Here is a 23,678-nt window from a genome sequence, read left to right as displayed (position 1 = left end):
GTCGCCATTTCTTCTCGGGTGAACAACCAGAAAGGAGCCTTCCCTGTGCCGTTCGGCAAGCTCTCCACCGGGGCCTGCTCAAGGTCGATCAATGCAACCCCGCCGCTTTGCAGGCATCGACAAAGTTCACGCCTTTTTTGTCCATGGCGGTTTTGACCAGTGCGGTGGCTTTTTGCAGCGCGGGGCTGGCTTTGGCCCATTGTTCGGGGGGCAGCGGCTGGGACCAGGTTTGTACGCGCTCGGGCAAGGTTGGGCGGCCCTTGCGGTGGGCCCATTCGGCGATCAGGTAGGGCATTTTCCAGAAGGTCAGTACGCGGCGGACGTACCACCAGCGTAAAGGCCATCTTGTGGGTTGGGGATACCCGTAGCGCTTGCGGTATGCGTCGTCCATGCCATCGTCAAGGTCGCCCATAAACCTGGCGTCGAGCCGTTCGATTTCAAACGTGTGCAGTCCTTCATAAGGCTTGTGCTCTTCCTCGCTCAGGGTGACGTTTAAAAGCGCTTGCAGGGGATTCGGCGTCTCCACCAACGCCCCCTCTTCCATGTAGTTGCGGATGGACGTCCACATGCACAGCGCATGGGCATCGCTGGGTTGGGCCGACAGCACAAACTGCACCGTGTCGTGCTCTTCGTCTTCCAGTCCCATGCCAAAGGTGTGGTCGCGCATGGCGCCATAGCTGGTAACGCCCTGACTGCTCGCGACCCAGGCCACCACACTTTCCCATGGGACGATCAGCACGCGATGAGTGGTGTCGTCGATGTAGCAGACTTCGCGGCGTTGGCGGTTGAATCGGACTGGATAGCTTTTGGCCGAGGCGAAGACGCCGGATAGCATCCCGTAAACCATGGCTCCAATTGGGAGGATAAATAGAAGCGCGTAACTAGAAAACACCTTGACCGCATCGATGAGATCCTGGAACGGTGTAGGGAAATTTTCTGGATAGAAAAGCACCCCCTGCATGATTACGAAACTGGGGGCTACGAATGCGGTGAACAAAGGCAACCAGATTCCAAATGCCAGGATCTTCCCCTGCTCAACCATCCCCCGGTTATTTCCCCCCAACTCCAGATAGGTTTCGTTCATCGCCGAAAAGTTACGGCGAGAGACTTGCGCCTGCCCCGTGTATACCGGCAACGGGGCCAGGAACAACGTTTCATTCAAGCCCTTGACCCGCAGTTGCCCGGCACTGGGTCGCTGGCTGCGAATATCCAGTACGGGCTCTGTGGTTGCAGATTTGTTTTTACGTTTAAACAGTTTCTTAAACATCGACCGTCGCCATTTCTTCTCGGGTGAACAACCAGAAAGGAGCCTTCCCTGTGCCGTTCGGCAAGCTCTCCACCGGGTCGAGTGTAAACCGGCCCTTGGCCGGCAGGCGTACCCCTCGATCCGTCGCGATACGCAGGTCACGCAGCACAAAACAGGTGCGATGAATCAAATCACGTTCGGCTTCCAGTTGGTAACCGATGTTGAGGGCCAGGGCAAAACTCGATGTTTGCATAGAGTTGCTGATGGGCAAATGAAGCGTCAGCGCTTCCTCTTCCTGACTGACCACCAAGGACGCGGCGGCCCACGCCGCACTGCATTCCTGCCAGTACAGGGGTGGTAATTGGGGGTTATAGGGGCGCTCCAACAGCAGGCCACGGGTTTGCTGATACGCCTGCAACTGCAATCGGCGGCTGTCCATTTCCCGTGTACGAACACCGGGCAGTACCAGTCTCAGGTAGGTGCGTTGGTCGTCACGGATCAGTTCGCAGGTCGGTTGTTGTACCACCCTCGCCAGCGCGCTCCAGTCCTCTGGCAGGCTGCGCCGCAGGTTTTGCGCCCCCCAGGCGCTGGCTTGCAGCCATTTTTGCAGTTCGTCCAGATTGAAGTAGTTGTAGAAACCTTCGCCCGTCAGTTGCAGGGCGGTGCCGATCAATCCCACCAGGTTGGCTTTGACCCCGATACTCACCAGCCGTGGGCTGGCCTCGGCCCACGCCAGGGCACGTAACTCGGTGGGTTGTTTCAGGATGCCGCTAATGATCGACATTGTGTGTTTAGCGCCCCAGGTACTGAGCATTAGCGCGTCAACGGCGCTGAACAGCAGATAGCCCCATTCAAGTGCGGCGTTTTCCTGGTAGTACGCCAGCAATGGATCGTGCGCACCTTTGAGCGAGATCAAATAGGGCGAAATGTCCGACAGTTCCTGCAATCGGGAGCCTTGGTACAGACAAACTGCCGGGTTATCCCAGCGGAGCAGACGGTGCGCCAGTTTTGACGCGCTGACACCATCAAGGAACAAGTAAGCAGGCATCGCCCAAGGCAAATCATCCGGCAGTGGCGGTAACTCAAACATTGGCTTGACCCCGCTGCAGTTGATCGGCTTCGCAAACCGCACAGATCGGCTTTTTGGCCATCAAGGCCGAACGTTGCGCCTGAGGTAACAAAGGCACTTGCAGAGCGACTGACGCCGCCTGTTCAGCCGACAACGCCAGGAGTGGCGGGAGACCCGCCATGGGCGCCCCGCCCTCGACAATGGCCACGCTGCTGAAAATCCCGCTTGAATTAATCACGATGTGCTGACCGCCACACTCAAGCGTCAAGCTCATCCCCGCATCAATTACCACGTTGGCGGCTGTGACGTAGGCCTGTGAACCAGCCTGAATCACCAGCGTGCCGCCGGCCGTCGTGCTGCTGTTGCCGGTGATCGAGACCAACTCGTTGCCGCCGATCACCGTGTTGCGCACACCTTGGGTGGTGTGCAACTCGTCGCCCTTGATCAGGCTGGCGCTGTTGTTGTCCACCTGCTCAAAACGGTCGTTGCTGATCAGGCTGTGGCTGTCGCGGGTGATCTGTTCGCGGCGGTCGTTACCGATCTTGGTGTCGCTGTCGTTGAGGATCAGTTGTTCTACGTCGCGTTGGGCACGCAGGTAGATTTTCTCCTGATCGCTCTGGCCCTCGATCAACTGGTAATCGGCACGGTGCCGCTCCAGGGCCTGGCGAACGCGTTGTTTGCCGCGCTGTTCGTTATCGATCAGAACCCGGTAACGGTAGTCTTCCAGCTCTGGAGTGAACTCGGCGGTGAAGCGATTTTCCAGCAGCAGACTCGGGCGTTGGAAGTCGTAGTGCCGGCGCGTGGTGGTGCTGGTGCGGGTGCTGAAGCGCATCGAGAACTGGCTGACGACCGGTTCGTCAGCCACCATGCCGGAGTCTTGTTGATAAGCGGTTTCACCCAGTTTGGGGAACCAGGTCTGATCGTCGGTGAACACCAGCACATGGCCTTGCGGTGAATGCTGGTAATGCCAGGCGATGCCGTCCTCGGCGCACAGGCGCTGGACCAGTTCGAAGTCGGATTCACCATATTGCGTGCAGTACTCGCGCTCGGGACTGGTGCTGACATGGAAGGTAAACGCATCGGCCTGAATGCCGTGGCCTTTGAGCACCTGAGCAATGATTTGCGGCACCGTCAGGTGCTGGAAAATCCGCTGATCGTGGCTGAACTGCAAATAGTGCAGCGCTGGTACCAGGGTCAGTTGATAGCGGGTCAGGCGTTTGCCGGATTCGCCGACGAACGCCTCTTCGATGTGGCCATGAAGTCCTTCGCCGTGATGACCGAACTGGAGAAAAGCGGGCTGACTGAGCAGGCTCTCGATATCGAAATCCGGGTTTTCGCTGACCAGCTCAACCTGGATTGCGTACAAGGCGCTGATGGCCTCGACACCGTCAAAAGCGAGGACTTTGAAATCATTGCGAACAGCGGGGATGTGCAGCGCGAAATGCGCCGTGTTGGCCGAACCGAACATACGCTTATCCTTAAGCAAAGAGGAAATGAAGCGCGATGTCCAAACCGTCCATGGTCTGTGCACGCGAAATGGGCGCGTACGGTACCAACGGGGGGCAAAGGATTGATGTAGGAAGAGTCTTGGGATACGGCCAGATCTTTCCGATTTTCAGAGAACTGCATCGGCGAACGAGATGGGCACTCCACAGCGATGCCAGGGTCAGCTCTTTCCCGCTTCAATGTGGCGATGGGGGGGGGCGGGATACCGCATCGCCACAGGCAATAACCGACGCTAGAAGGGACGTTTTCGTACAGGAAAATCAGAGGCTCCGAAGGTCCGTTCCCTTTCCTTTGCAGGACATTTCCTAGATCATTCCACTCGCTTGCGCCTGCCAAATTCGGTGGCTAGTCTCGGTCCGTCACTGCTCATCAGTGATCGGGTTTAGTCGCCCGGATCTTTCCAGGCGCACAGCGCCACCTCATTTCAGGTGTTTTCATTGCCTGAAAGTCATGGTGGCTGTGCGCAGGGCACCCTCGGGTGCGCCGGTATTGCCTGGAGACCGGTCGACTAACCTGCGTGCAGCCGCCACCCCTGTTCGTTTAGTCGCGATAACGGTTGGCTCCAATTAATTCCAGGAGTTTTACCAATGAAAAAATCCGTTCCCGATCCACCTCCCGAAACCACCAACGAAACCGCCACTGAAGACCCGCTCCGGGATCGATCAGCGCTCTACCGTGCCATTGATTTCTATCTCACTGGCAATCAACCCTCACCGCCCGATGAACTGCGCTTTTACAACGTCAGCGAAGACGTGAGCTTTGAAGACACTCAGCTCTATGTCGCCGATTTACTGCGCTGCGCTTCGGTGACCGCGTATCAGTGTGGTGATCACCTCAAAGGGGCGGACCGCGCCATGGTGTTTTCGGTCTGGCATTTGTTGGAGATCGCCAAGGCCATGGTTGATCGCTCCATTGATTGTCTGGGGATGAAGCAGGGCTGAGTTATTGGTTGCCAGTCACACCGCCATCGCGAGCAGGCTCACTCCCACAGGGTTACGCGTTCTCCTGTAGGAGCAAGTTGCCAGCGAATGGCTGCGAAGCAGCCCCAGTCTTGATGGCGTATATTCGGCAAACCCCAATTGCCTGCGCAGCCCCTCATGAAACAGACCCCCGACGACCTCCAGCAGATCACCTCCACCACCCTGGGCCATTACAACTCGGTGGCCGAAGGTTTTCGCGAAGGCACTCGTGACCACGATGTCAGCCAGAACATCGATGCCCTGTTGCGGCACATTCAGGGCGAGGCGCCGTTCGACATTCTCGATTTCGGCTGCGGTCCCGGCCGCGATCTGCAAACTTTCACGCGCATGGGACATACCGCCGTTGGCCTCGACGGTTCGGAAAAATTTGCGCAGATGGCGCGTGAAGACAGCGGTTGCGAGGTCTGGCAGCAGGACTTCTTGAAGCTGGATTTACCGGCCGAGCGCTTCGACGGGATTTTTGCCAATGCGGTGCTGTTTCACATCCCGCGCCAGGAATTGCCGCGGGTGTTGAAGCAACTGCACGGGACGTTGAAACCGGGTGGGGTGTTGTTCAGTTCCAATCCGCGTGGGGAGAATCAGGAAGGTTGGAATGGGCCGCGGTATGGGGCGTATCACGATCTTGAGGCGTGGCAGCAACTGCTGACCGAGGCGGGGTTTGTGGAGCTGGAGCATTACTATCGGCCAGCGGGGCTGCCGCGGGAGCAGCAGCCTTGGTTGGCGAGTGTTTGGCGTAAGGTATAAAGCCTACAGACTTGCGGCGTTTGTACTGGCGCCTTCGCGGGCAAGCCCGCTCCTACATTTGATCTGTGGTGTTCACAAATCCCCTGTGGGAGCGGGCTTGCTCGCGAATAGAGCGCGAAGCGCTCGATTTTTTAAGCCGACTCTTTCTTCGGCTCGCGAATCTTGTACCAGGCCACATAAAGCGCTGGCAAGAACAGCAGCGTCAGCAAGGTGGCGATGATGATCCCGCCAATCATCGCGTAAGCCATCGGCCCCCAGAACGCTTCCCGGGCAATCGGGATCATCCCCAGACTCGCAGCCGCTGCCGTCAGCAGGATCGGCCGGCGGCGATGCTCGGTGGCCTGTACCACTGCGTCCCACGGCGCATAGCCCTTCTTCTCGTATTCATCGATCTGGGTCACCAGAATCACCGAGTTACGAATGATGATGCCGATCAGCGCCAATATTCCGAGGATCGCCACAAAGCCCATCGGCGTGCCCGTCGGCACCAGCGCGATCACCACGCCGATCAGGCCCAACGGCGCGACGCTGGCCACCAGGAACAGCTTCTGCACGCTGTGCAACTGGATCATCAGGAAGGTCGCCATCAAAAACACCATCAACGGCACAACCTTGGCAATCGGCCCCTGGGCCTTGCCGCTCTCCTCCACCGTACCACCCGTGGCGACCTTGTAACCCACCGGCAACGTGGCGGCGAAGGCATCGATGGACGGCTTGAGGATTTTCACCAGGTCAGTCGGCTGAATTTCGTCACGTACCGCCGCCTTGATGGTGATGGTCGGCAGACGATCCCGGCGCCACACCAACGGCTGCTCCAGTTCATAGCGCACTGTGGCAAACGCCAGCAGCGGAATCGACGTGCCGCTCGGCGAGACGATCTGCAAGTTCTGCAGGGTTTCCGGTGTGCCGCGTTCAGAGTCCACCGCACGGCCGACCACGTTGATCAGGTAGATATCGTCATCGACCTGGGTCACGGGCGCGCCACTGACGATGCCGTTCATCAGACTGGCGACGTCCTCGGAAGACAAGCCCAGTTGTCGCGCCTTGTCCTGGGCGATGTCGATACGCAGCACTTTGCCCGGTTCGTTCCAGTCGTAAATGATCTCGCCGATGTGCGGGTTCTTGTCCATTTCGGTGGCCAGGTCGATGGCGTGTCGGCGGACCTGGTCGATGTCTTTGCCGCTGACCCGGTACTGGATCGGACGGCCCACCGGAGGGCCCATCTCCAGGGCCTGGACGTAGCCGCCAATGCCGACGAAGTCCTTGCGCAAGATATCGCGAATTCGCTGGCTCAAGGCTTCACGGGATTTGCCTTTGCTGACGATCACCAGCTGCGCGTAGTACGGGTTTTGCAGTTGCTGGTCCAGCGGCAGGTAGAAACGGATCGCGCCCTGGCCGATGTAGGTGCTCCAGCGCACGATGTCCGGATCATCCTTGAGCTCGGCTTCGAGGCGATCGACCGCTTTGCGGGTTTCTTCGATCGAGGCGTTTTGTGGCAGGTTCAGGTCGACCAGGATTTCCGGGCGATCCGAAGACGGAAAGAACTGGTTCTGCACGAAGCGCATGCTGTACACCGACAACACGAAGCACAGCACGGTGATGCCGATAGCCCACCAGCGATTGCGCATGCACCACAGCAAGCCGCCGTTGAAGGCTTTGCCGATGCGCCCGGGTTCTTCTTTGTGAGGTTTCACCTTGGTGCTGAGGATGTGCACGCCGATCACCGGCGCAAACAGCACCGCCACCACCCACGACACCAGCATCGCGCAGGCGATCACCGCAAACAGCGTGTAGGTGTACTCACCGGCGGAACTGGCGTTCAGGCCGATCGGCACAAAACCCGCCACCGTCACCAGCGTACCGGTGAGCATCGGGAACGCGGTGGAGGTGTAGGCGAACGTGGCCGCCTGCTCCTTGGTCTCGCCCATTTCCAGGCGCGTGACCATCATCTCCACGGTGATCATCGCGTCGTCCACCAACAGGCCGAGGGCAATGATCAGTGCGCCAAGGGAGATCCGCTGCATGGTAATGCCGCTGTACTCCATGAACACAAACACCATTGCCAGCACCAACGGGATCGAGCACGCCACCACCAACCCGGCACGCACACCGAGGCTGATGAAGCTGACCACCAGCACGATGATCACCGCCTCGAACAGCGCACTGGTAAAGCCGCCGACGGCCTCTTCCACCACCACCGCTTGATCGGACACGTTGTACACGCCGACCCCCACCGGCAGGTCGGCGGTCAGTTGGTCGATCCGTTCATGCAACGCCTTGCCGAATGCCTGGACGTTGCCGCCCTTCTGCATGGCAATCGCCAGGCCGATGGCCGGTTTGCCGTTGAAGCGGAATTCAGGTGATGCCGGATCAACGTAGCCGCGACTGATTTCGGCAATGTCGGCCAAACGATAGAAACGGTCGTTGAGCTTGAGGTTGACCTCAGCGAGGTCTTTTTCCGAGGCAAACTGCCCCGAGGTCCGCACCGAAATCCGCTCCGGGCCAGCCTCGATCACCCCCGCCGGGGTCACGGCGTTCTGCGATTGCAGGCTCTGCACCACCTGACGCTGATCGATGCCCAGCGCCGCAAGTTTGCGCGTGGAGAAGTTCAGGTACAGCACTTCGTCCTGCTGGCCGACCATCTCGATCTTGCCCAGCCCCGGCACGCCGCGAATTTCGGCGCGGGCCTGCTCCACGTAGTCGCGCAACTGACGCATCGTCAGGCCATCGGCGGTGAAGGCGTAGATCGAACCGAACACATCACCGAACTCGTCGTTGAACCCGGGGCCCTGCATGCCTTTGGGGAACTGGCCACGAATGTCGTTGATCTTCTTGCGCACCTGGTACCAGATTTCCGGGATGTCTTTGGCATTGGTGGTGTCACGCAAGTACACGTACACCGTAGACTCACCGGGCCGCGTGTAGCTTTTCACGTAGTCGAGAGAATCGAGCTCTTCGAGTTTTTTCTCGATACGGTCGGTGATCTGTTTAAGGGTTTCCTCCTGCGTCGCCCCCGGCCATTTGCTCTGGATCACCATGGTCTTGATGGTGAACGAAGGGTCTTCTTCGCGCCCCAGGTTGAAATACGAGAACACACCCATGAGCAACGCGACGAACATCAGGTACCAAACGAACGACTGATGCTTGAGGGCCCATTCGGAGAGGTTGAAAGGCCCTTTCATTGACTGTCCTCGTCAAATTTCACTGATTGCCCCGGTTTGAGACTGTTTACGCCGGCCGTGATGACGCGCTCGCCGTTCTTGACGCCGCCGGCCAGCACCACGGTGCTGTCGGTGCGGCTGATGACCTTGACGTCCCTGGGTGCCACGGTCTTGTTCTGCGTATCAATCACCCAGATGCGGGGTTTGCCGTCGACCTCCTGCAACGAGGTGAGGGGCAGTTCGATGCGCGGCTTGATCGCCGAGCTCAGGGTGACGCTGATCGCAGTCCCCAAACGAAAGCCCGGAGGCGTTTCAGCGAGGGTCAGGCGCGCACGTCGGGTGCGCGTGGCACTCTGTGCCTGGGGCTCGATTTCGCGGATGGTCGCGGTGGTGTTGGTATTCGGGTCGAGTTGAGCGGCGACCTGAAACACCACATCATCAGGCAATTGATCGACCAGCGTGTCGGGCAGGTCGATCACCGCTTCCTTGATGTCCGGTTGCGCCAGGGTCACCACTTGCTGGCCGGCGGTCACCACTTGGCCGGCCTCGGCGTTCCACGCGGTGACCACGGCTTTGTGGTCGGAGCGCAATTCGGTGTAGCCGAGTTGATCCTTGCTCAGGTTGACCGCTGCCTTGGCCTGATCGAGGGAAGCCTGGGTGGTTTTCAGCTGAGTCAGGGCATCGTCCAACTGCGCCTGCGCGCCAACCCCGCGATCAAACAACGACTGCTGCCGCTCGGCGTTGGCCTGGGCATTGATCAGTTGCGCCTGGATCTTCGCCAGGTCACCCTGGGCTGAACGTAATTGGTTTTGCTGGTCGGAAGGATCAAGGGTGGCCAGCAGCGTGCCCTTGTCGACCTCGGTCCCGACATCGACGTTACGACTGGCGATTCGCCCGGCCACGCGAAAGCCGGTATTGCTTTCGTAGCGCGCCTGAATACTGCCGGCAAACCGGCCCAGGTCCTCTTCGTTCAACGCCTGGACTTTGACCGACAGGACCGGACGTACCGGTTCCGGCGGTGGCTCGTTTTTGGAGCAGCCGCTCAGCACCAGCCCGATGGACAACGCCCATAACAGCTTCATGGCTTGGCTCCCCCACCCAGATCCTTGTAGGTATTTTCGGCAATCTCGACTTCCATGCCCGGGTGCAACAACTGCCCACCGGCGATCACGACTTTTTCCCCACCTGTAAGCCCTTTGCTGATGATGACCTTGCCTGTCAGGTAGCGGCCAACCGTGACGTTGTGCAACTGGGCCTGCCCCTTGTCGTCGACCAGCCAGACGGCCGGCTCACTTATATTTTTGGTCAGGGCCGACCACGGCAGTTCGACCGCCGACTTGCCCGCGCCCTTGGCCGTGGCGCTCACCACCGAACCCAGCTGCATGCCCGGCGGCAGGCTGTCGAGGCCCACCTTGACCTGCACGGTACCGGACTGTGCGGACACCGCCGGGGTCACTTCGCGCACGGTGCCGGTGGTTTTGATCTCGGGGTTATCAAGCAAGCTGAGGACAATGGTGTCATCCGTTGGCTTCTCGGCCAGCAGCGCTTCATAAACGTTGAATACCGCGTCCCGATCACCATCCCGGGCCAGGCTGAAAATCGGCATCGTTGCCTGCACCACCTGGCCGACTTCGGCCTGACGCGCAGTAATGATGCCGGGGGCATCGGCAATCAGTGCGGTGTAGCTCAGTTGATCCCGGGCATTGGCCAACTGCGCCTGGGCCGCGCTCAAGGCGCTTTGACTGCTGCGCAACGCCGCCTGGGCCGCGTCGTATTCGCTCTGACTGGTGTAGCCCTTGGGCAGGAGTTTTTCCTGGCGCACGAACGCCGCAGCGCTCTGCTTGACCCGGGCCTGTTCGGCGACCACTTGCGCCTGGGCCGAGTCGACATTGGTCTGCAGGTCCTTGGGATCGAGCCGGGCCAGCACTTGTTTAGCCGTCACCCGGTCTCCGACATCGACCGAACGCTGGATGATCTTGCCGCCCACGCGGAACGACAGCTCGGTCTGTACCCGAGCCTGGATGTCACCGGTTAGAGTCACTGCTGCGGCGTAATCCGCCGGTTGGACGACTTGTATGAACACCCTTGGCAGGTATTCCTGAACGGGTTCTTTTTTACCGCACGCCGTCAGCAGGGTGACGACGCTCAAGGCCAGGATAACTTTCAATCCGGGAACCGCCATGCAAACTCCTTGGCCTTTTTTATGGGCAATATGACAGAGAGCTTAGAGCAGCGTTCCAGCCTTGCACACCCGGCTTATGAAGAAAAAATCGTAACGGTTTCCGTCGAAACACTTGCCGTAGACAACTGGCGGGACTTTTCAGTGCCTGAAAAATCCTATCGCGAGCAGGCTCCCACAATTGACCTAGCTGTCCCGGCGGATACGGTCTAATGTGGGAGCGAGCCTGCTCGCGATGGGGGCAGAGCAGTCACTGCATGAGTCAGCGACTCACCCCTGCCACTTCCCACCCTCGACAATCACGCTCTCAGGCTTGGTGTCATCGCTCAGTTCCTTGCGCACATACTGGTCGTACAGCTTGAGCAGATATTTTTCCTCACCCAGCTTCGCCAACTCGCTATTCACCCAATCCCGCAGCTCGATGTTGCCCTTCTTCACGGCCGGCGCAATCGGTGCCTCAGCGCCGAGGGTCTGGGTCAACACGCGATAGCCCGGGTTCTGCTTGGCCCAACTGAACAGCACCAGATTGTCCTGCGCATATGCATCACCGCGACCATTGGCCAAGGCTTGCAGCGATTCAGAGTTTTTCTCGAATTTCAGCAGTTTCCAGTCCGGGTGGTTTTTGGTCAACCAGATGTCCGCGGTCGTGCCGGTGGTAACGATGGTCGTGCGGGTGGCCAGGTCATCGAGGTTTTTCACCGTGCTGGCTTGTGGCACCAAAGCCTGTACCGCGACTTTCAGGTTCGGGTTGGTGAATTCCACCGCCTCCTTGCGCTCGGGGGTGACGGTCATGTTGGCCAGGATCAGATCGACCTTGTCGCTTTGCAGGAACGGGATCCGGCTGGCCGGTTCCACCGCGACGAACTCGACTTTGTTTTCATCGCCCAACAGATCCTTGGCGAATTGACGGCCAATGTCGGTATCGAAACCCACGTAGCGCCCAGCCTCATTGACGAAACCGAACGGTGGTTTGTCGGTAAAGACGCCAACGATCAACTTGTCCCGGGCTTTGATTTTCTCCAGGTAGCTGGCACTGGTCGCGGCAGGCTTGGCCGGTTCTTCGGTTTTGTTGCAGCCGGCCAGCAACGCGAGGCCGAGCAGCGGGAGTAGCAGCAGTGAAGCCTTGGCAGTTTTCATAGCAGTTCCAGTTCCTTTGTTTGAGTCGTTTGGGGTAGTGCGGCGACGTAGGAGAACTTCTCCAGGAACTGCTGCGCTCGTGCGGTTTGCGGGTTCGTAAAGAAAATCTCGGGAGGGTTTTGTTCAAGGATCCGCCCGCCATCCATGAACACGATGCGGTCGGCCACGGCGCGGGCGAAGGCCATTTCGTGGGTGACGATCAACAGGGTCATGCCATCGCGGGCCAGGCCCTGTATGACTTCCAGCACCTCCTTGACCATTTCCGGGTCGAGGGCGGCAGTGACTTCATCGAAAAGCATGACCTGGGGGTTCATGCACAGGGAACGGACGATAGCGATGCGTTGCTGCTGGCCACCGGAGAGCTGACGCGGGAACGCATCGCGCTTGTCCGAAAGGCCCACGCGCGCCAGCAAGGCTTCGGCCTGATCGCGGGCTTCGCGGCGATCACGCTTCTGCACTTTCAGCGGGCCGAGCAGCAGGTTGTCCAGCACGTTCATGTGCGGAAAAAGGTGATAACTCTGGAACACCATGCCGATCTGCTGGCGGACTTCGCGCCAGTCGGTGCCCTTGTCCAGCAGTTCGCGGCCGGCAAAATTCAAGCTGCCGCTGTGGGCGACTTCCAGGCCATTGAGGCAACGCAGCAAGGTACTTTTGCCGCAACCGCTGGGACCGAGGATGACGATCACTTCACCCGTTTTCAATTGCAAGTCGATGCCGTCCAGCACTTGCTGCTCGCCGAAAAATTTGTTGAACCCCTTGAACTCGATCAATGCGCTCATGCGTGTGTCCAGCGCCGTTCCAGCACGCGTGAAGCGGCCGAGAGCGGGTAGCAAATGAAGAAGAAAAACAGGAACAGGGCGCCGTAGATCAGCACCGACTCGTAAGTGCGCTCGATGATTTGCTGACCAACCTTGATCACGTCCACCACACCGATCAGCACCGCCAGTGAACTGGTTTTGATGATGCGCGTGTAAACGTTGAGGGTTGGCGGTGTCATGCGTTTCAACGCTTGCGGCAGTAGCACATAGCCGTAGAGTTGCGGGCCGTTCAAGCCAATAGACAAGCCGGCCTCACGTTGCCCGCGCGGCAATGAATGCAACGCGCCACGCACCACTTCGCCGACTTCGCTGGCGCCCCACAGTGACAACACCAGCACCGCGCACCAGAAGCTCGGAATGCTCAGGCCAAAGAAAATCGGCAAGCCAAAGAACAGCAAATACAACCAGACCAGCACCGGGATCGCCCTGAACAACTCCAGGTATACCCGCAGGATCGCGTTCAGCCACTTCGAATTCAGCGTGCGCAACACACCGTAGAGCACGCCACCGACGGTGCTGATGGCGATGCTCAGAAATGAGATCGACAAGGTCTGCGCGGCGCCCTTGCCCAGTTGAGGCAACGATAGCCACAGCAACTCAAGACCCGAATTGGCCATGCTGGAGCCTCCTTTCCAGACGGCTGAGCAACAGCGAGAGCGGCAAAAACAGCAGCACGCAAATCAGCGTCAACACGGCGAGCATTTCGTAGGTTTTGTAGTACAGCGCGATGTAGCTTTTGGTGGTGTAGAGAATTTCCGGCACCGCTACCGCCGAGACCACGGTGGTTTCCTTGAGCAGGAAAATGAAATTGGCGAACAGCGAAGGCAGGCTGAGGATGCCGGCTTGCGGAAGGATCACGTAGCGCAGCAATTGCCCATGAGACAAGCCGATGGAGCGCCCCGATTCAAGTTGCGCCTGAGGCACGGCGTCAACGCCAGCGCGCAGTACCTCCGTGAGGTACGCGCCACCGAGAAAGGTCATGGTGATGATCGCCGCCGCAAAACCTGAAACGTTGATGCCCAGTGCCGGCAAAGCGAAATAGACGAAAAACAGTTGAATCAGCAGGGGCGTGTTGCGCGCCAGTTCCACATACAGGCCGACGCAACGCTGCAAGTAAGGCGTGCGAAACACCAGAATCGTCGCGTTGAGCAGCGCCACCAGCAGCGATGTACCGATGGCGATAAAGCCGACCTGCAGCGTCACGCCCACGGCCTTGAGAAATGCCGGCAGCGTGCTGAGGATAAATGCGTAATCGAAGTTCATTGAAGATCCTGGACGCCGCTCGGTAAGCGACGGTGGCGCAGTCCATGGGTCGTGGATAACGGCCCGGCGGATACCGACTTTAAAGGTATAAAAAAAGGAATTTAAATACCGTTAAAGCATATTGATATCACGCAAAAAACTATCCGGGGATTTGCTGTCGCAACGTAAGACGACTACTTTTCTTTGCGCTGTAGGAGGGATCTTTTTTTCGAAATGCCCCTCCAAGGAGGGACAGCTTCTGGCCAGACTCCCTGGGCCGAACCATCACAAGGACGAGAAAATGGCTGACGTAAAAGTGCCGCAGCGACTGGATCCGCAGGACGTCGTGAAGTTATTGGTGGCGTTGCGCAGGGCGTTGAAGGCCGGGGTGGCCTGAGAGTGTTGATCGCTTCCACACATAAAATGAGCGCACACAAAAACGCCGACGCTTTATCAGCCGTCGGCGTTGGAAACCTTGAAAGGTTTTGAAGCTGCGTCGAATCAGAACGCCGGCAGAACTGCGCCGCTGTACTTCTTCTCGATGAAGGCTTTCACTTCAGGACTGGTCAATGCCTTGGCCAGTTTCTGGATGGCAACGCTGTCCTTGTTGTCCGCACGTGCCACCAGGAAGTTCACGTAAGGCGAATCTGCACCTTCGATGATCAGCGCGTCTTTAGCCGGATTCAGACCGGCTTCCAGCGCGTAGTTGGTGTTGATCATGTCCAGGTCGACTTGATCCAGCACACGCGGCAGCATGGCCGATTCCAGTTCCTTGAACTTGAAGTTGTGCGGGTTCTTGGCGATGTCTTTTGGAGTAGCCAAAGCGTTTTTCGGGTCTTTCAGCTCGATCAGGCCAGCCTTCTGCAGCAGGATCAGGGCACGGCCGCTGTTGCTGCCTTCGTTAGGGATGGCAATGGTTGCGCCGTCTTTGAGCTCAGCCAGGGTTTTGACTTTCTTCGAGTAACCGCCGAACGGTTCGACGTGCACGCCGATCACGGTCACCAGGTTCGTGCCTTTACCTTCGTTGAAGCTTTTCAGGTACGGCAGGGTCTGGAAGTAGTTGGCGTCCAGACGTTTTTGGTCAACCTGTACGTTTGGCTGAACGTAGTCGGTGAACACTTTGATTTCCAAGTCCACGCCTTCTTTGGCGAGGGCTGGTTTGATCAGTTCCAGAATTTCGGCGTGTGGAATCGGGGTCGCCGCAACCACCAGTTTCTCGCCAGCCTGGGCCAGGCCCGCGGTCAGGGCAGCCGCCAGTGCGGTGAACAACAGAACCTTTTTCATGCAGTGTCCTTATCGAAAATCTCGGTCGCTTGTGGCGACGGCATAATATTTAAGTGCCAGCGAAGTGCTATCGCTGACGTGACGCGGACAATACCGGGATTTTATATTCCCGAATAATATCTTTTATTCACTTTCATATTCCATTTTGCTCATAAAGCTGTGGCTCGCGCATTACCCGTAGGAGCAAAGCTTGCTCGCGATGGCATCCTCCCGACAGACCGAGTCGCCTGGATCGCGAGCAAGCTTTGCTCCTACAGGAGGCCGGCGTCTTGCAGAAGGTGCTTCAAGGCTGCTTTTTCGGCGACAGTGCCGCTGCCGAGAATCCGCGTGAGCTGCTGTTCGATCTGCGCCAGCGACACGGACGTGTCAGGCAAATTCAGATGCTCCGGCAAAATTTCGTGGCCGGTACTCACCAACAACGCAAAGTGAATGACGTTTTCCAGCTCGCGGGTATTTCCCGGCCAACTGTGCCGCTCCAGCACAAGCTGCGCGGCCTCACTGATCAACGGCACCGGCAGGTCGAGGCGATGGCTGTAGATGCCGAGGAAGTACTCGGCCAGCGATAGAATATCGCCCACGCGGTCACGCAATGCCGGCAGCTCCAGATGGCCTTCACTGAGGTAGTGATAAAGCCGCTCATGGAATTTACCGGCGGCCACGGCCTGAGCCAGATCAATGCTGGTGGCGGCGACCAGACGCACGTCCACCGGGCTCGGTTGGTGCGAGCCAACTCGGGTCACTTCATGGTTTTCCAGCGCGGCGAGCAGTTTGATCTGAATGGGCAGGGGCAAATCACCGATCTCATCCAGATAGAGCGTGCCGCCATTGGCCGAACCGAACCACCCGGCGCGGCTGCTGGCCGAACCGCTGTAACTGCCGGCGGCATAGCCGAACAATTCGGCGTCGGCGTAGGTTGGACTGATCGCCCCGCAATTGACCGAGACGAACAACCCGGCGCGATCGCTGGCGCGATGGATATGGCGCGCAAGCAGCTCTTTGCCACTGCCCGTTTCGCCGCGAATCAATACCGAGATCGAGCGCGGTGCCAGCTCCTCCAGGTCCTGGCGCAACTGGCGCGAGCGCGGATCGACAAACACCAGCGCCTTGGCGCGGATGCTCAGGGGGCTTTTTTCTGCATCGGGGAAGGTCAGCAGCGGCTGACCGAAGTGTTCAAGGCTCATGGCAGACTCCCGCCAAAGACCGCCGGGAGACGGGTAGGCGTTTAAAAAACAAAAGGTTCAAGCGCGTCGCAGGGCGTGATGTTCCATACGGTTCTGCAAGCGATAGAGGTAGGCAAAACCCTGCTCCCAACGCTGGTGGCCGGATTTGACGTTGATGTGCCCGGCCCCCGATAAAATCCCCGCCTCGGCCCCCCAGTTGCGCGCCAGCTCAAGTGCTCGCGGTGCACTCACGGCGCTGTCGTTGTCGGAGCTGACGATCTGGCTCGGGAACGGCAACAGGTCGGTGGGAATCGGGGCAAAGTTACGCAACGCCGGCGCACACGCCGGGCGCTCGACATCCGCTGGCGCGACCAGCAAGGCTCCGCGCACCTGACGCAGAAACTGCACGGGTGCAGCGGCGGCCCAATGGGCAACGGTGATGCAACCCAGGCTATGCGCGATCAGGATCACCGGTGTGCTATCGGCGGCAATCGCCTCGGCCAGCGCCGCGACCCAATCTTCACGACGCGGTGTCAACCAGTCCGCCTGCTCCACCCGCGCGCTGTTCGGCAGGCTGTTCTGCCAGTGGCTTTGCCAATGATCGTTCGGCGATCCTTGCCAGCCCGGCACAATCAGGTAGCGAATTGATTCGTTGCGCATGGGGGGAACTCTCCTGCTGCGTGTCTGTTCCTGGTTGAGTATAGGGAGGAGAGTTATATCCGTTAAGGAATAAGAAGATATTTATTAAGATCCGTAAGGAATATAGAAGATATTTCAAGCAGCAGATATTCAACCCGATCACTATCGGGTTGATGCGCTAAGGAAGGATCCTGGACTCAACACGCTTTTGCAGTGGGCTCGTCTCTTTTAAACAACACGGTCCGGGTGTTGGTTTTGCCGTTCTCGAAGGTCTGCTCGCATGTCCCGACAAGCCACATGCGTTTGGTACCGAACATGAGCGACCACCGCTCCTTGACCTCGTGAATATCATCCACAGTCATAAATTCAAGGCTACGGCCGCACCGATAACGGACCCTCCCATCGCTGATATCGCGATGGGCCTCATCAGAATGAAGCCCTCCCTGGGCATCTTCAAAATCCAGGTGCCCCGATATCGTCTCATCGTCCTCTATCACCAAATGAGTCACTGGCCCGCCCATCGTGTAATGGCCTGCGAAATAGTTCATGCGATTTCTCCCTGAAAACGATTCCTGACCTGCTTTGGTTGCCCACAAGGACCACATTGTCAGTGTAGAGCTGCCCCTCTCCTCGTCTACTGTCAGAAATAACAGCTCCGTAGACAAATCAGCGATTAGTCAGATAAGCCAGGAACGTTATGGGAATAAAAAAGGACCGCACCCTGCCAAGGAGACGGCCCCGGAAACTCAAAATCTGTGAAGCGATGATTGATTGAAACGTTTATCTTATAAAGGAATATTTAATTACTTTATTAGATCCAAAACACATATAGCGATTAACGAATCGTTGACCGCCCAGCCTCCCTGCTTGTGCTTTAACGTATCGCCTCTTTGGGTCAATTTGATGACGAGCGCTTTTGTCATCGCTTATTTCGAGATTGAGTTTCCGATTTCATCCATCACACCTGAGCGGCACGAACTTCCCGAGATTGCGCAGCGTCCTCGCGAACAAACCGGTTGGCCCGGCCAAACGTGCCGAAATCATTGAACCGCACGCCCATCTCACGCATCACTTTATGCGCCACCGGCACGGTCATCTGGCGGATGTAAAACGGCTCCTTCACCACAAAGTGATGGATGCCGTGGCTGCTGCCGAAGTTGAAGCAGAACGCCTGCAACGGCCACATCCACGGAGAGTTCAGCACCTGGGTCTGCTGGATCACGTTCCCCGGTTCCACGTCGCCGTAGTAGTGCATGTTCGAGCTGATGAAGTGCAGGCAGAACGTACGCAACACGTTCGGGCCGATGATCACCACCGCCGCGATGTCGATCACCTGCATCACCGACAAGGTGGTCGCCGACCACTCAATCGGCGCGCCCATCAGCGACGCGATGCCGTTGGCCGCATGGAAGCCGAGGAACAGGTACCACGCACCCCAATGCACCAGCGCAAGCGGCGCGTAGACCTTCACTGTGCGCTGGATGATGCTGAACTTGTGAGCCCAGGTCTTGGCCCGCAGCATGCGGATGAATGACGACATCATGTTGTCGCCGACCATCAGCAACCGCGCAAAACCCCAAGGCTCGCCGTTGGTGATGGCGCGCTCTTCCATGTCGGTTTCAGTGCCGGAAACCTTGTGGTGATTGAGGTGCAGATGGCGGCGGATCCATGGATTGATTGTGCTCGGCCGCGCCAGCCATACCAGTCCCATCATCAGGTTGTGCGGCACGCGCTGTTTGCGAAAGTACATGCTATGTATCAAGTCGTGTTCCAGCTCGTGGGTCAACGAGGCGAAAAACGCGTTGAGCAACAAACACGTCCACCAGGCCATTTGTCCGGTCATGTAAAGCGCCGCCGAACCGATCATCCCGGCCAGGGCGAAGGCCAAAATACCTGCGCCGAGCGCGTCCTGATGGTTGAGAATCGGGTAGCGTTGACGCAATTCAACGCCCCTGGCCAGCACCACTTCACGAATATGTGCTGATCGCTGTGCTGCATTCAGTCGTTGGGGACTTGCAGAAGTACCGTGCATGCTTCCATCCTCTGGTTATTGATGTCCGCATCCTGCCTTGCGACCCCTTACAAGGTGGTAGCCGTGAACGCCAACCTGTTGACCGGAAGCGCCAATCAGCATGACTGAACCGACCTCCCTCGCCAGCTGGACCCGCGCCCTGCGCAAGCAACTCGATGCGCTGGGCCTCGACAGCACCGCCCTGTGCCATCAGGCGGGGCTTGATCCGCAATTGATGGACGACCCGAACGCCCGTTACCCGTTGTCCGGCACCACGCGCCTGTGGGAAATCGCAGTGCAGGTCAGTGGCGATCCGGCGATTGGCCTGCGCGTGTCGCGTTTCGTCAGCCCCACCACGTTTCATGCGCTCGGTTATGCGCTGGTGGCCAGCGGCAGTTTGCGCGAGGTGTTCGAGCGCATCGTGCGGTATCACCAGGTGGTCAGCGATGCTCTGGAACTGGAGCTGACCCGCGCCGAGGATCGCTACCGCTTTCGCCTGAAAATTCCTGCCGGCAACCCGGCGCCGGCGTTTGAAGCCATCGACGCCTTCACGGCGATCTATGTGCGCACCTGCCGCAATCGCCTCGGTCGCGACTATGCACCGCTGGCGGTGTACCTGCGCCGACCGGAACCGGTCGACGCACATCAATGGCACAAAGTTTTCCGCTCACCGGTGTACTTTTCGGCCGACGAAGACCGCGTGGAGTTTTCTCTGGTGGATTTCGACAGCCACTTGGATGACGCCAATCCGGAACTGGCCGAACACAATGAAACCGTGCTCAAACGCACCATGGCACAACTGAAACCGTTGACTTGGGAGCGCAAAGTCCGTGACGCCATCGAAGAGCAATTGCCCGAAGGCGAACCCAGCGCCGAACTCATCGCCAAAGCCCTGCACCTGAGCTTGCGCAGCCTGCAACGGCACTTGGCGGACGAAGGTTGTCGGTTCGATACGCTGCTCAATGAAAGCCGCGAAAACCTGGCGCTGCTACACCTGCGTGATCCGCAATGTTCGTTGAGTGAAGTCAGTTACCTGTTGGGATTTGCGGATACCAGTAGCTTCAGCCGCGCGTTCAAGCGCTGGACCGGGATGACGCCGGGGCAGTTTCGGGATGGGTTGCGCTGATCAACTTTTCACGAGACTGCGCGCGACGCCTGATGCCCACTGTTCCATCATCGCTTCGCCAACGGTCGCAAAGACGCTGCTGTCTTTTATGTGGCAGCCATCTCGGTCATTGCCACCTCCATCCCGTGGGCGACCTGCTGCAACAGCTCATTACAACGGCCCTCCGTCAGGTTGCAGGCCGAACGGCCAAATCGCATCAGCATTTTGTACTTGGGCCATGCTTTCGATCCGCCTAACAGCAACGCCATGCTGTCGGACTTTATATAAACCGAAGTGGTGACGATGTCGTAGGCCGGAGCGAGGCGGATTTGCGCATCCATGCCGCAATGTTCGTACAGCACGCCAAAGTTTTTGAGGTGAGCGTCGCCATTCTTCAAGGCTGACGAGAGCGCAACGATCTTGAAAAAAGACTCAAGCGCCTGATTGAGCAATGGCGCAGAGACGAATTCTTTAATCTGCCTCGCGGCACCTTCGTATGAACCATCGTATTTGGCTTTCGACGGCCAGGCATTCAGTACGCAAAAATCCTCGAACCCCAAACAACCTTGCTCATTCAGATCGAAGCGTTCAACAACCAGGAATTTGCCATGCTCGCTGAGCTCGAACTTCGGCACCTCAAGCCCCGAATGCAGCGCTGCGCGCATGCAGAAATACTCGTTGGCTGCGAGTTCAGGGTATTCCTCTGCACGAAAGGATTTGACCAGGTGCGTCGCGCCTCGATGAGTCAGCCGGTCGACAGTTGTTGCACTGTCACGGACAAGCACCTTCGGCTGCACGCCGGAGACGCCGGAATATTGGCCATAGGTACTCAACAAGTCCTCGAATAAACCTTGCGCACCGTCATGTACCAGGAGGTCTGAGAGGCTGGTTTCAGGCGGACGGTCGCTTGCATCTTGTGCGTTTGCAATGCCCATTCGACCTAGCTGGTACGGGCCGACGATTGCCAACATCGCAAAATCATCGAAGCCTCTGACCACTTTACTGAATCGACGAACCAACTCATCACGCAAAGCGCCTTCGGGCAGGTTCATCTCAAAAACCGGCGGTATGCCTTGCTCCCACGTATAGCTCTCGAGCCGCGTCGGCATGGTCAACGAGACCGCGTTTTTCTCCTGCGCGGCTTCGGTGTAGGTAAACACCGAATCGCCGCGAGGCTGACCACGACCCAGGGTGCCGACTGGCGTTCCGGAAACACGGATGTGCAGCCTGTCCTTTTCCTGCGGCTCAGCCATGGAAGTTAGCCTTCTTCAGGGAGTCCAGCGTTGGACGCTTCGACTGACGGGGCACGGCGGTGAGCTCATACCCGAAACCGTTGAGGATCGCCTCAACCTTGCGCAGACCGATTTCGGAGATGGTGTTGTTCTCGATGCCTGAAATCGTGGAACGGCTCATGCCGTACTGTTTTGCCAGTTCCTGCTGAGAAAGCTTTCGCTCTTTGCGTAGAGAACGGATTAGTTCGCCAAGGTTTTCCATTGTCCGCCCCGCATCGTATACAGTGCAAAATTCCACAAACCGTGAATATGCATTGTATTTAGTGCAGTTTGATACAGAAGTCCAGCTCAGTTTTCAACCAGAGCCCGAGAGCCTTACCGCCCCCGATCCCGCCGCAACAACTTGCGCACCCGCGCCACCAGCTCGCTCACCGCAAACGGCTTGAGCAAATAATCATCCTCATGCAGTTCGAGCCCGCGCAGTCGATCCTCAATGCCGTCCTTGGTGGTGAGGAACAGCACCGGTGTGTCGCCAAGCTTGCGAATCTGCTGCTGCAATTGCCAGCCGTTGAGCCCTGGCAACATCACGTCGAGGATGATCAGTTCGTATTCGCCGGACTCGATAAAGCGCCGGCCGTCCATGCCGTTGAGCGCTACATCCACCGAATAGCTCGCCTCACTCAGGCCGTTGGCCAGGAGTTTGGCGGTCTCCGGTTCGTCTTCTACTAGCAGTACACGCATGGCACACCTCGATTATCGTCGTCACAGGCTAGGCGCCTTCACCGACAAAGCCCACCCATAACGTTACGTTTCAAAAAATCGCCAGTGCCCGCAACCGTTCGGCATCGACAATTTCGATCTCGCCGTACTTGAGATTCAGAATCCCCTGCCCCTGCAGGTCCTTGAGAATCTGATTAGTTGTCTGGCGCGACAGCGACAGCATCGATGCCAACTGCTCCTGCGGCAGTTGCAGCACCCGACGCGGTGGTTCGATTTCGCCGTAACCCTGGGCAATCATCAATAAGCGATGGGCGAGACGTGCCGGGGCGGGCATCAGGCTCAGCTGTTCGAGGTTGATGAAGGTCAGGCGCAATTTGTGGCTCATCAGCAACGCCAGTTGCCGCCAATACACCGGTTGTTCGTCGAGCAGCTTAAGCAGTGTCGCCTGCGCAATGTGCAACAGCACGCACTGGCCCACGCCGTAGGCATCGTGGGTACGCGGCTGGCCATCGAAGAGGGAGATTTCGCCGAACCAGTGCGGCGGCTCCACCAGGCTCAGCAGCGCTTCCTTGCCCTGCTCGCTGACTGCGCCGATGCGCACTGAACCTTCGAGCACTGCATACAACCCGCACGGAGGATCCCCTCGCTTGAACAGCAATTGCCCCGACGACAAACGCCGAATCCGGGCCGCAGCCAGCAGACTATCCTGTAAGGGAACAGGTAGATGACTGAACCATTGCCCCGTCATCAGGCGCGAACGCCAGGCCTGCATATCCATGGAAACTCCTAGAGATTGTCGCCTGCCCGACAGAGCCAAAAGTGAACCCGGGGCATGATCAGTCACCCTACAGGAGGAATAACAATGAAAAGCCTCGTTGACCATCTCAGTCAATACGCTGCCTACCACCGTGACCCGCGCAACATTGCCAGCCACTTTATCGGTATTCCGTTGATTATGGTGGCCGTCGCGGTATTGCTGTCGCGGCCGCAATGGGCGGGCGGCTGGCTGTCACCGGCGGTGTTGGTGTCGCTGGCGTCGGCGTGGTTTTACCTGCGCCTGGAATTACGCCTCGGGGTGCTGATGAGCGTATTGCTGGGACTGTCCGTTTGGGCGGGGCAGACGCTGGCGCAGCAAAGCACGCTGGTCTGGCTATCGAGCGGTATCGGGATGTTTGTGGCGGGCTGGGTGATTCAGTTCGTCGGGCATTACTATGAAGGGCGTAAGCCGGCGTTTGTTGATGATGTGAGCGGGTTGATTGTCGGGCCGTTGTTTGTGGTGGTGGAGTTGACGTTTTTGCTGGGGTTGCGGCATGACCTCAAAGAGCAGATCGAGGCGCGGGCGGGTGGGGTGCGGATCAATCCGAATCGCGCCGCGGCGTAGGACACTTTCGCAAGCAGGCTCGCTCCCACATTGGATCTATGGTGTACATAGAACACCTGTGGGA

The 23,678-nt window shown here is 58.3% G+C and carries 23 protein-coding genes and 1 pseudogene; 5 read left to right on the top strand and 19 right to left on the bottom strand.

Annotated elements, in window-relative coordinates:
• Positions 1 to 88 precede the first annotated feature (88 nt).
• Genes ACA048_RS01075 through tssI form a run of 3 tightly spaced genes read right to left on the bottom strand, consistent with a single transcriptional unit; the run spans position 89 to position 3,783 of the window.
• Positions 89 to 1,267, bottom strand: coding sequence for a DUF6708 domain-containing protein (locus ACA048_RS01075; RefSeq protein WP_497627590.1), 1,179 nt, complete (start codon positions 1,265 to 1,267; stop codon positions 89 to 91).
• Positions 1,260 to 2,336: a DUF4123 domain-containing protein gene (locus ACA048_RS01070; protein WP_497627589.1), complete on the bottom strand. Its 1,077-nt coding sequence runs from the start codon at positions 2,334 to 2,336 to the stop codon at positions 1,260 to 1,262. The genes ACA048_RS01075 and ACA048_RS01070 overlap by 8 nt, the downstream gene beginning before the upstream one ends.
• On the bottom strand, positions 2,329 to 3,783 hold the full coding sequence (gene tssI / locus ACA048_RS01065) for a type VI secretion system tip protein TssI/VgrG (protein WP_497627588.1): 1,455 nt from the start codon (positions 3,781 to 3,783) through the stop codon (positions 2,329 to 2,331). Before tssI ends, ACA048_RS01070 begins: the two co-directional genes overlap by 8 nt.
• 625 nt (positions 3,784 to 4,408) lie before the next feature.
• Here tssI and ACA048_RS01060 point away from each other — a divergent pair.
• On the top strand, positions 4,409 to 4,762 hold the full coding sequence (locus ACA048_RS01060; RefSeq protein WP_497627587.1) for a DUF6124 family protein: 354 nt from the start codon (positions 4,409 to 4,411) through the stop codon (positions 4,760 to 4,762).
• Positions 4,763 to 4,918: 156 nt separating this feature from the next.
• Positions 4,919 to 5,545: a class I SAM-dependent methyltransferase gene (locus ACA048_RS01055; RefSeq protein WP_497627586.1), complete on the top strand. Its 627-nt coding sequence runs from the start codon at positions 4,919 to 4,921 to the stop codon at positions 5,543 to 5,545.
• A 131-nt stretch (positions 5,546 to 5,676) separates the two neighbouring features.
• Here ACA048_RS01055 and ACA048_RS01050 read toward each other — a convergent pair whose 3' ends face one another.
• Genes ACA048_RS01050 through ACA048_RS01040 form a run of 3 tightly spaced genes read right to left on the bottom strand, consistent with a single transcriptional unit; the run spans position 5,677 to position 10,888 of the window.
• Positions 5,677 to 8,727, bottom strand: a complete 3,051-nt coding sequence (locus ACA048_RS01050) for an efflux RND transporter permease subunit (RefSeq protein ID WP_497627585.1) — start codon at positions 8,725 to 8,727, stop codon at positions 5,677 to 5,679.
• Positions 8,724 to 9,788: an efflux RND transporter periplasmic adaptor subunit gene (locus ACA048_RS01045; RefSeq protein ID WP_497627584.1), complete on the bottom strand. Its 1,065-nt coding sequence runs from the start codon at positions 9,786 to 9,788 to the stop codon at positions 8,724 to 8,726. The genes ACA048_RS01050 and ACA048_RS01045 overlap by 4 nt, the downstream gene beginning before the upstream one ends.
• A complete protein-coding gene (locus ACA048_RS01040; RefSeq protein ID WP_497627583.1) occupies positions 9,785 to 10,888 on the bottom strand; it encodes an efflux RND transporter periplasmic adaptor subunit in 1,104 nt (367 codons plus the stop codon). The genes ACA048_RS01045 and ACA048_RS01040 overlap by 4 nt, the downstream gene beginning before the upstream one ends.
• A 21-nt stretch (positions 10,889 to 10,909) precedes the next feature.
• Between ACA048_RS01040 and ACA048_RS01035 the strand changes: the two genes are divergently transcribed.
• Positions 10,910 to 11,098, top strand: a complete 189-nt coding sequence (locus ACA048_RS01035; protein WP_497627582.1) for a hypothetical protein — start codon at positions 10,910 to 10,912, stop codon at positions 11,096 to 11,098.
• Positions 11,099 to 11,155: 57 nt separating this feature from the next.
• Here ACA048_RS01035 and ACA048_RS01030 read toward each other — a convergent pair whose 3' ends face one another.
• From ACA048_RS01030 to ACA048_RS00990, 9 genes are all read right to left on the bottom strand, one after another.
• A complete protein-coding gene (locus ACA048_RS01030; protein WP_497627581.1) occupies positions 11,156 to 12,022 on the bottom strand; it encodes a transporter substrate-binding domain-containing protein in 867 nt (288 codons plus the stop codon).
• A complete protein-coding gene (locus ACA048_RS01025; protein WP_497627580.1) occupies positions 12,019 to 12,801 on the bottom strand; it encodes an amino acid ABC transporter ATP-binding protein in 783 nt (260 codons plus the stop codon). The genes ACA048_RS01030 and ACA048_RS01025 overlap by 4 nt, the downstream gene beginning before the upstream one ends.
• Positions 12,798 to 13,457, bottom strand: a complete 660-nt coding sequence (locus tag ACA048_RS01020; protein WP_497627579.1) for an amino acid ABC transporter permease — start codon at positions 13,455 to 13,457, stop codon at positions 12,798 to 12,800. The genes ACA048_RS01025 and ACA048_RS01020 overlap by 4 nt, the downstream gene beginning before the upstream one ends.
• Positions 13,438 to 14,103: an amino acid ABC transporter permease gene (locus tag ACA048_RS01015; RefSeq protein ID WP_497627578.1), complete on the bottom strand. Its 666-nt coding sequence runs from the start codon at positions 14,101 to 14,103 to the stop codon at positions 13,438 to 13,440. Before ACA048_RS01015 ends, ACA048_RS01020 begins: the two co-directional genes overlap by 20 nt.
• 480 nt (positions 14,104 to 14,583) lie before the next feature.
• Positions 14,584 to 15,366: a MetQ/NlpA family ABC transporter substrate-binding protein gene (locus ACA048_RS01010; RefSeq protein WP_497627577.1), complete on the bottom strand. Its 783-nt coding sequence runs from the start codon at positions 15,364 to 15,366 to the stop codon at positions 14,584 to 14,586.
• Positions 15,367 to 15,617: 251 nt separating this feature from the next.
• Positions 15,618 to 16,547, bottom strand: a complete 930-nt coding sequence (locus ACA048_RS01005) for a sigma 54-interacting transcriptional regulator (RefSeq protein WP_497627576.1) — start codon at positions 16,545 to 16,547, stop codon at positions 15,618 to 15,620.
• Between the two features lie 57 nt (positions 16,548 to 16,604).
• Entirely contained in the window at positions 16,605 to 17,186 is a 582-nt protein-coding gene (locus ACA048_RS01000; RefSeq protein ID WP_497627575.1) for an alpha/beta hydrolase, read from the bottom strand.
• Between the two features lie 176 nt (positions 17,187 to 17,362).
• The gene (locus ACA048_RS00995; RefSeq protein ID WP_497627574.1) at positions 17,363 to 17,713 is read right to left on the bottom strand and encodes a hypothetical protein; all 351 of its coding nucleotides are present in this window, start codon (positions 17,711 to 17,713) and stop codon (positions 17,363 to 17,365) included.
• A gap of 410 nt (positions 17,714 to 18,123) precedes the next feature.
• A complete protein-coding gene (locus ACA048_RS00990) occupies positions 18,124 to 19,197 on the bottom strand; it encodes a fatty acid desaturase (RefSeq protein ID WP_497627573.1) in 1,074 nt (357 codons plus the stop codon).
• A gap of 100 nt (positions 19,198 to 19,297) precedes the next feature.
• Between ACA048_RS00990 and ACA048_RS00985 the strand changes: the two genes are divergently transcribed.
• Positions 19,298 to 20,302 (top strand): AraC family transcriptional regulator, encoded by a 1,005-nt coding sequence (locus ACA048_RS00985; protein WP_497627572.1) that lies wholly within the window; start codon positions 19,298 to 19,300, stop codon positions 20,300 to 20,302.
• Here the strand turns inward: ACA048_RS00985 and ACA048_RS00980 are convergent.
• From ACA048_RS00980 to ACA048_RS00965, 4 genes and pseudogenes are all read right to left on the bottom strand, one after another.
• Positions 20,303 to 21,534 (bottom strand): annotated as a pseudogene (locus ACA048_RS00980) (type II toxin-antitoxin system HipA family toxin).
• On the bottom strand, positions 21,527 to 21,775 hold the full coding sequence (locus ACA048_RS00975) for a helix-turn-helix domain-containing protein (RefSeq protein WP_497627571.1): 249 nt from the start codon (positions 21,773 to 21,775) through the stop codon (positions 21,527 to 21,529). Before ACA048_RS00975 ends, ACA048_RS00980 begins: the two are co-directional and overlap by 8 nt.
• Before the next feature lie 113 nt (positions 21,776 to 21,888).
• The gene (locus ACA048_RS00970) at positions 21,889 to 22,254 is read right to left on the bottom strand and encodes a response regulator (protein WP_497627570.1); all 366 of its coding nucleotides are present in this window, start codon (positions 22,252 to 22,254) and stop codon (positions 21,889 to 21,891) included.
• 70 nt (positions 22,255 to 22,324) lie between these two features.
• Positions 22,325 to 23,011: a Crp/Fnr family transcriptional regulator gene (locus ACA048_RS00965; RefSeq protein ID WP_497627569.1), complete on the bottom strand. Its 687-nt coding sequence runs from the start codon at positions 23,009 to 23,011 to the stop codon at positions 22,325 to 22,327.
• Positions 23,012 to 23,095: 84 nt separating this feature from the next.
• Between ACA048_RS00965 and ACA048_RS00960 the strand changes: the two genes are divergently transcribed.
• On the top strand, positions 23,096 to 23,614 hold the full coding sequence (locus tag ACA048_RS00960; RefSeq protein ID WP_497627568.1) for an Mpo1 family 2-hydroxy fatty acid dioxygenase: 519 nt from the start codon (positions 23,096 to 23,098) through the stop codon (positions 23,612 to 23,614).
• Positions 23,615 to 23,678: the final 64 nt, after the last annotated feature.

This window comes from Pseudomonas sp. LBUM1659 (assembly GCF_059716045.1).
This window is presented reverse-complemented; position numbering and strand designations above follow the sequence as displayed.

Excerpts from the sequence above, each read along its gene's own strand:
- ACA048_RS01035 (WP_497627582.1), top strand. The coding sequence starts at position 10,910 with ATGGGCAATATGACAGAGAGCTTAGAGCAGCGTTCCAGCCTTGCACAC.
- ACA048_RS00970 (WP_497627570.1), bottom strand. The coding sequence starts at position 22,254 with ATGCGTGTACTGCTAGTAGAAGACGAACCGGAGACCGCCAAACTCCTG.
- ACA048_RS01025 (WP_497627580.1), bottom strand. The coding sequence starts at position 12,801 with ATGAGCGCATTGATCGAGTTCAAGGGGTTCAACAAATTTTTCGGCGAG.
- ACA048_RS01075 (WP_497627590.1), bottom strand. The coding sequence starts at position 1,267 with ATGTTTAAGAAACTGTTTAAACGTAAAAACAAATCTGCAACCACAGAG.
- tssI (WP_497627588.1), bottom strand. The coding sequence starts at position 3,783 with ATGTTCGGTTCGGCCAACACGGCGCATTTCGCGCTGCACATCCCCGCT.
- ACA048_RS01050 (WP_497627585.1), bottom strand. The coding sequence starts at position 8,727 with ATGAAAGGGCCTTTCAACCTCTCCGAATGGGCCCTCAAGCATCAGTCG.
- ACA048_RS00985 (WP_497627572.1), top strand. The coding sequence starts at position 19,298 with ATGACTGAACCGACCTCCCTCGCCAGCTGGACCCGCGCCCTGCGCAAG.
- ACA048_RS00975 (WP_497627571.1), bottom strand. The coding sequence starts at position 21,775 with ATGGAAAACCTTGGCGAACTAATCCGTTCTCTACGCAAAGAGCGAAAG.
- ACA048_RS01010 (WP_497627577.1), bottom strand. The coding sequence starts at position 15,366 with ATGAAAAAGGTTCTGTTGTTCACCGCACTGGCGGCTGCCCTGACCGCG.
- ACA048_RS00995 (WP_497627574.1), bottom strand. The coding sequence starts at position 17,713 with ATGAACTATTTCGCAGGCCATTACACGATGGGCGGGCCAGTGACTCAT.
- ACA048_RS00965 (WP_497627569.1), bottom strand. The coding sequence starts at position 23,011 with ATGGATATGCAGGCCTGGCGTTCGCGCCTGATGACGGGGCAATGGTTC.
- ACA048_RS01005 (WP_497627576.1), bottom strand. The coding sequence starts at position 16,547 with ATGAGCCTTGAACACTTCGGTCAGCCGCTGCTGACCTTCCCCGATGCA.
- ACA048_RS01045 (WP_497627584.1), bottom strand. The coding sequence starts at position 9,788 with ATGAAGCTGTTATGGGCGTTGTCCATCGGGCTGGTGCTGAGCGGCTGC.
- ACA048_RS01020 (WP_497627579.1), bottom strand. The coding sequence starts at position 13,457 with ATGGCCAATTCGGGTCTTGAGTTGCTGTGGCTATCGTTGCCTCAACTG.
- ACA048_RS01055 (WP_497627586.1), top strand. The coding sequence starts at position 4,919 with ATGAAACAGACCCCCGACGACCTCCAGCAGATCACCTCCACCACCCTG.
- ACA048_RS01040 (WP_497627583.1), bottom strand. The coding sequence starts at position 10,888 with ATGGCGGTTCCCGGATTGAAAGTTATCCTGGCCTTGAGCGTCGTCACC.
- ACA048_RS01060 (WP_497627587.1), top strand. The coding sequence starts at position 4,409 with ATGAAAAAATCCGTTCCCGATCCACCTCCCGAAACCACCAACGAAACC.
- ACA048_RS00960 (WP_497627568.1), top strand. The coding sequence starts at position 23,096 with ATGAAAAGCCTCGTTGACCATCTCAGTCAATACGCTGCCTACCACCGT.
- ACA048_RS00990 (WP_497627573.1), bottom strand. The coding sequence starts at position 19,197 with ATGCACGGTACTTCTGCAAGTCCCCAACGACTGAATGCAGCACAGCGA.
- ACA048_RS01015 (WP_497627578.1), bottom strand. The coding sequence starts at position 14,103 with ATGAACTTCGATTACGCATTTATCCTCAGCACGCTGCCGGCATTTCTC.
- ACA048_RS01030 (WP_497627581.1), bottom strand. The coding sequence starts at position 12,022 with ATGAAAACTGCCAAGGCTTCACTGCTGCTACTCCCGCTGCTCGGCCTC.
- ACA048_RS01070 (WP_497627589.1), bottom strand. The coding sequence starts at position 2,336 with ATGTTTGAGTTACCGCCACTGCCGGATGATTTGCCTTGGGCGATGCCT.
- ACA048_RS01000 (WP_497627575.1), bottom strand. The coding sequence starts at position 17,186 with ATGCGCAACGAATCAATTCGCTACCTGATTGTGCCGGGCTGGCAAGGA.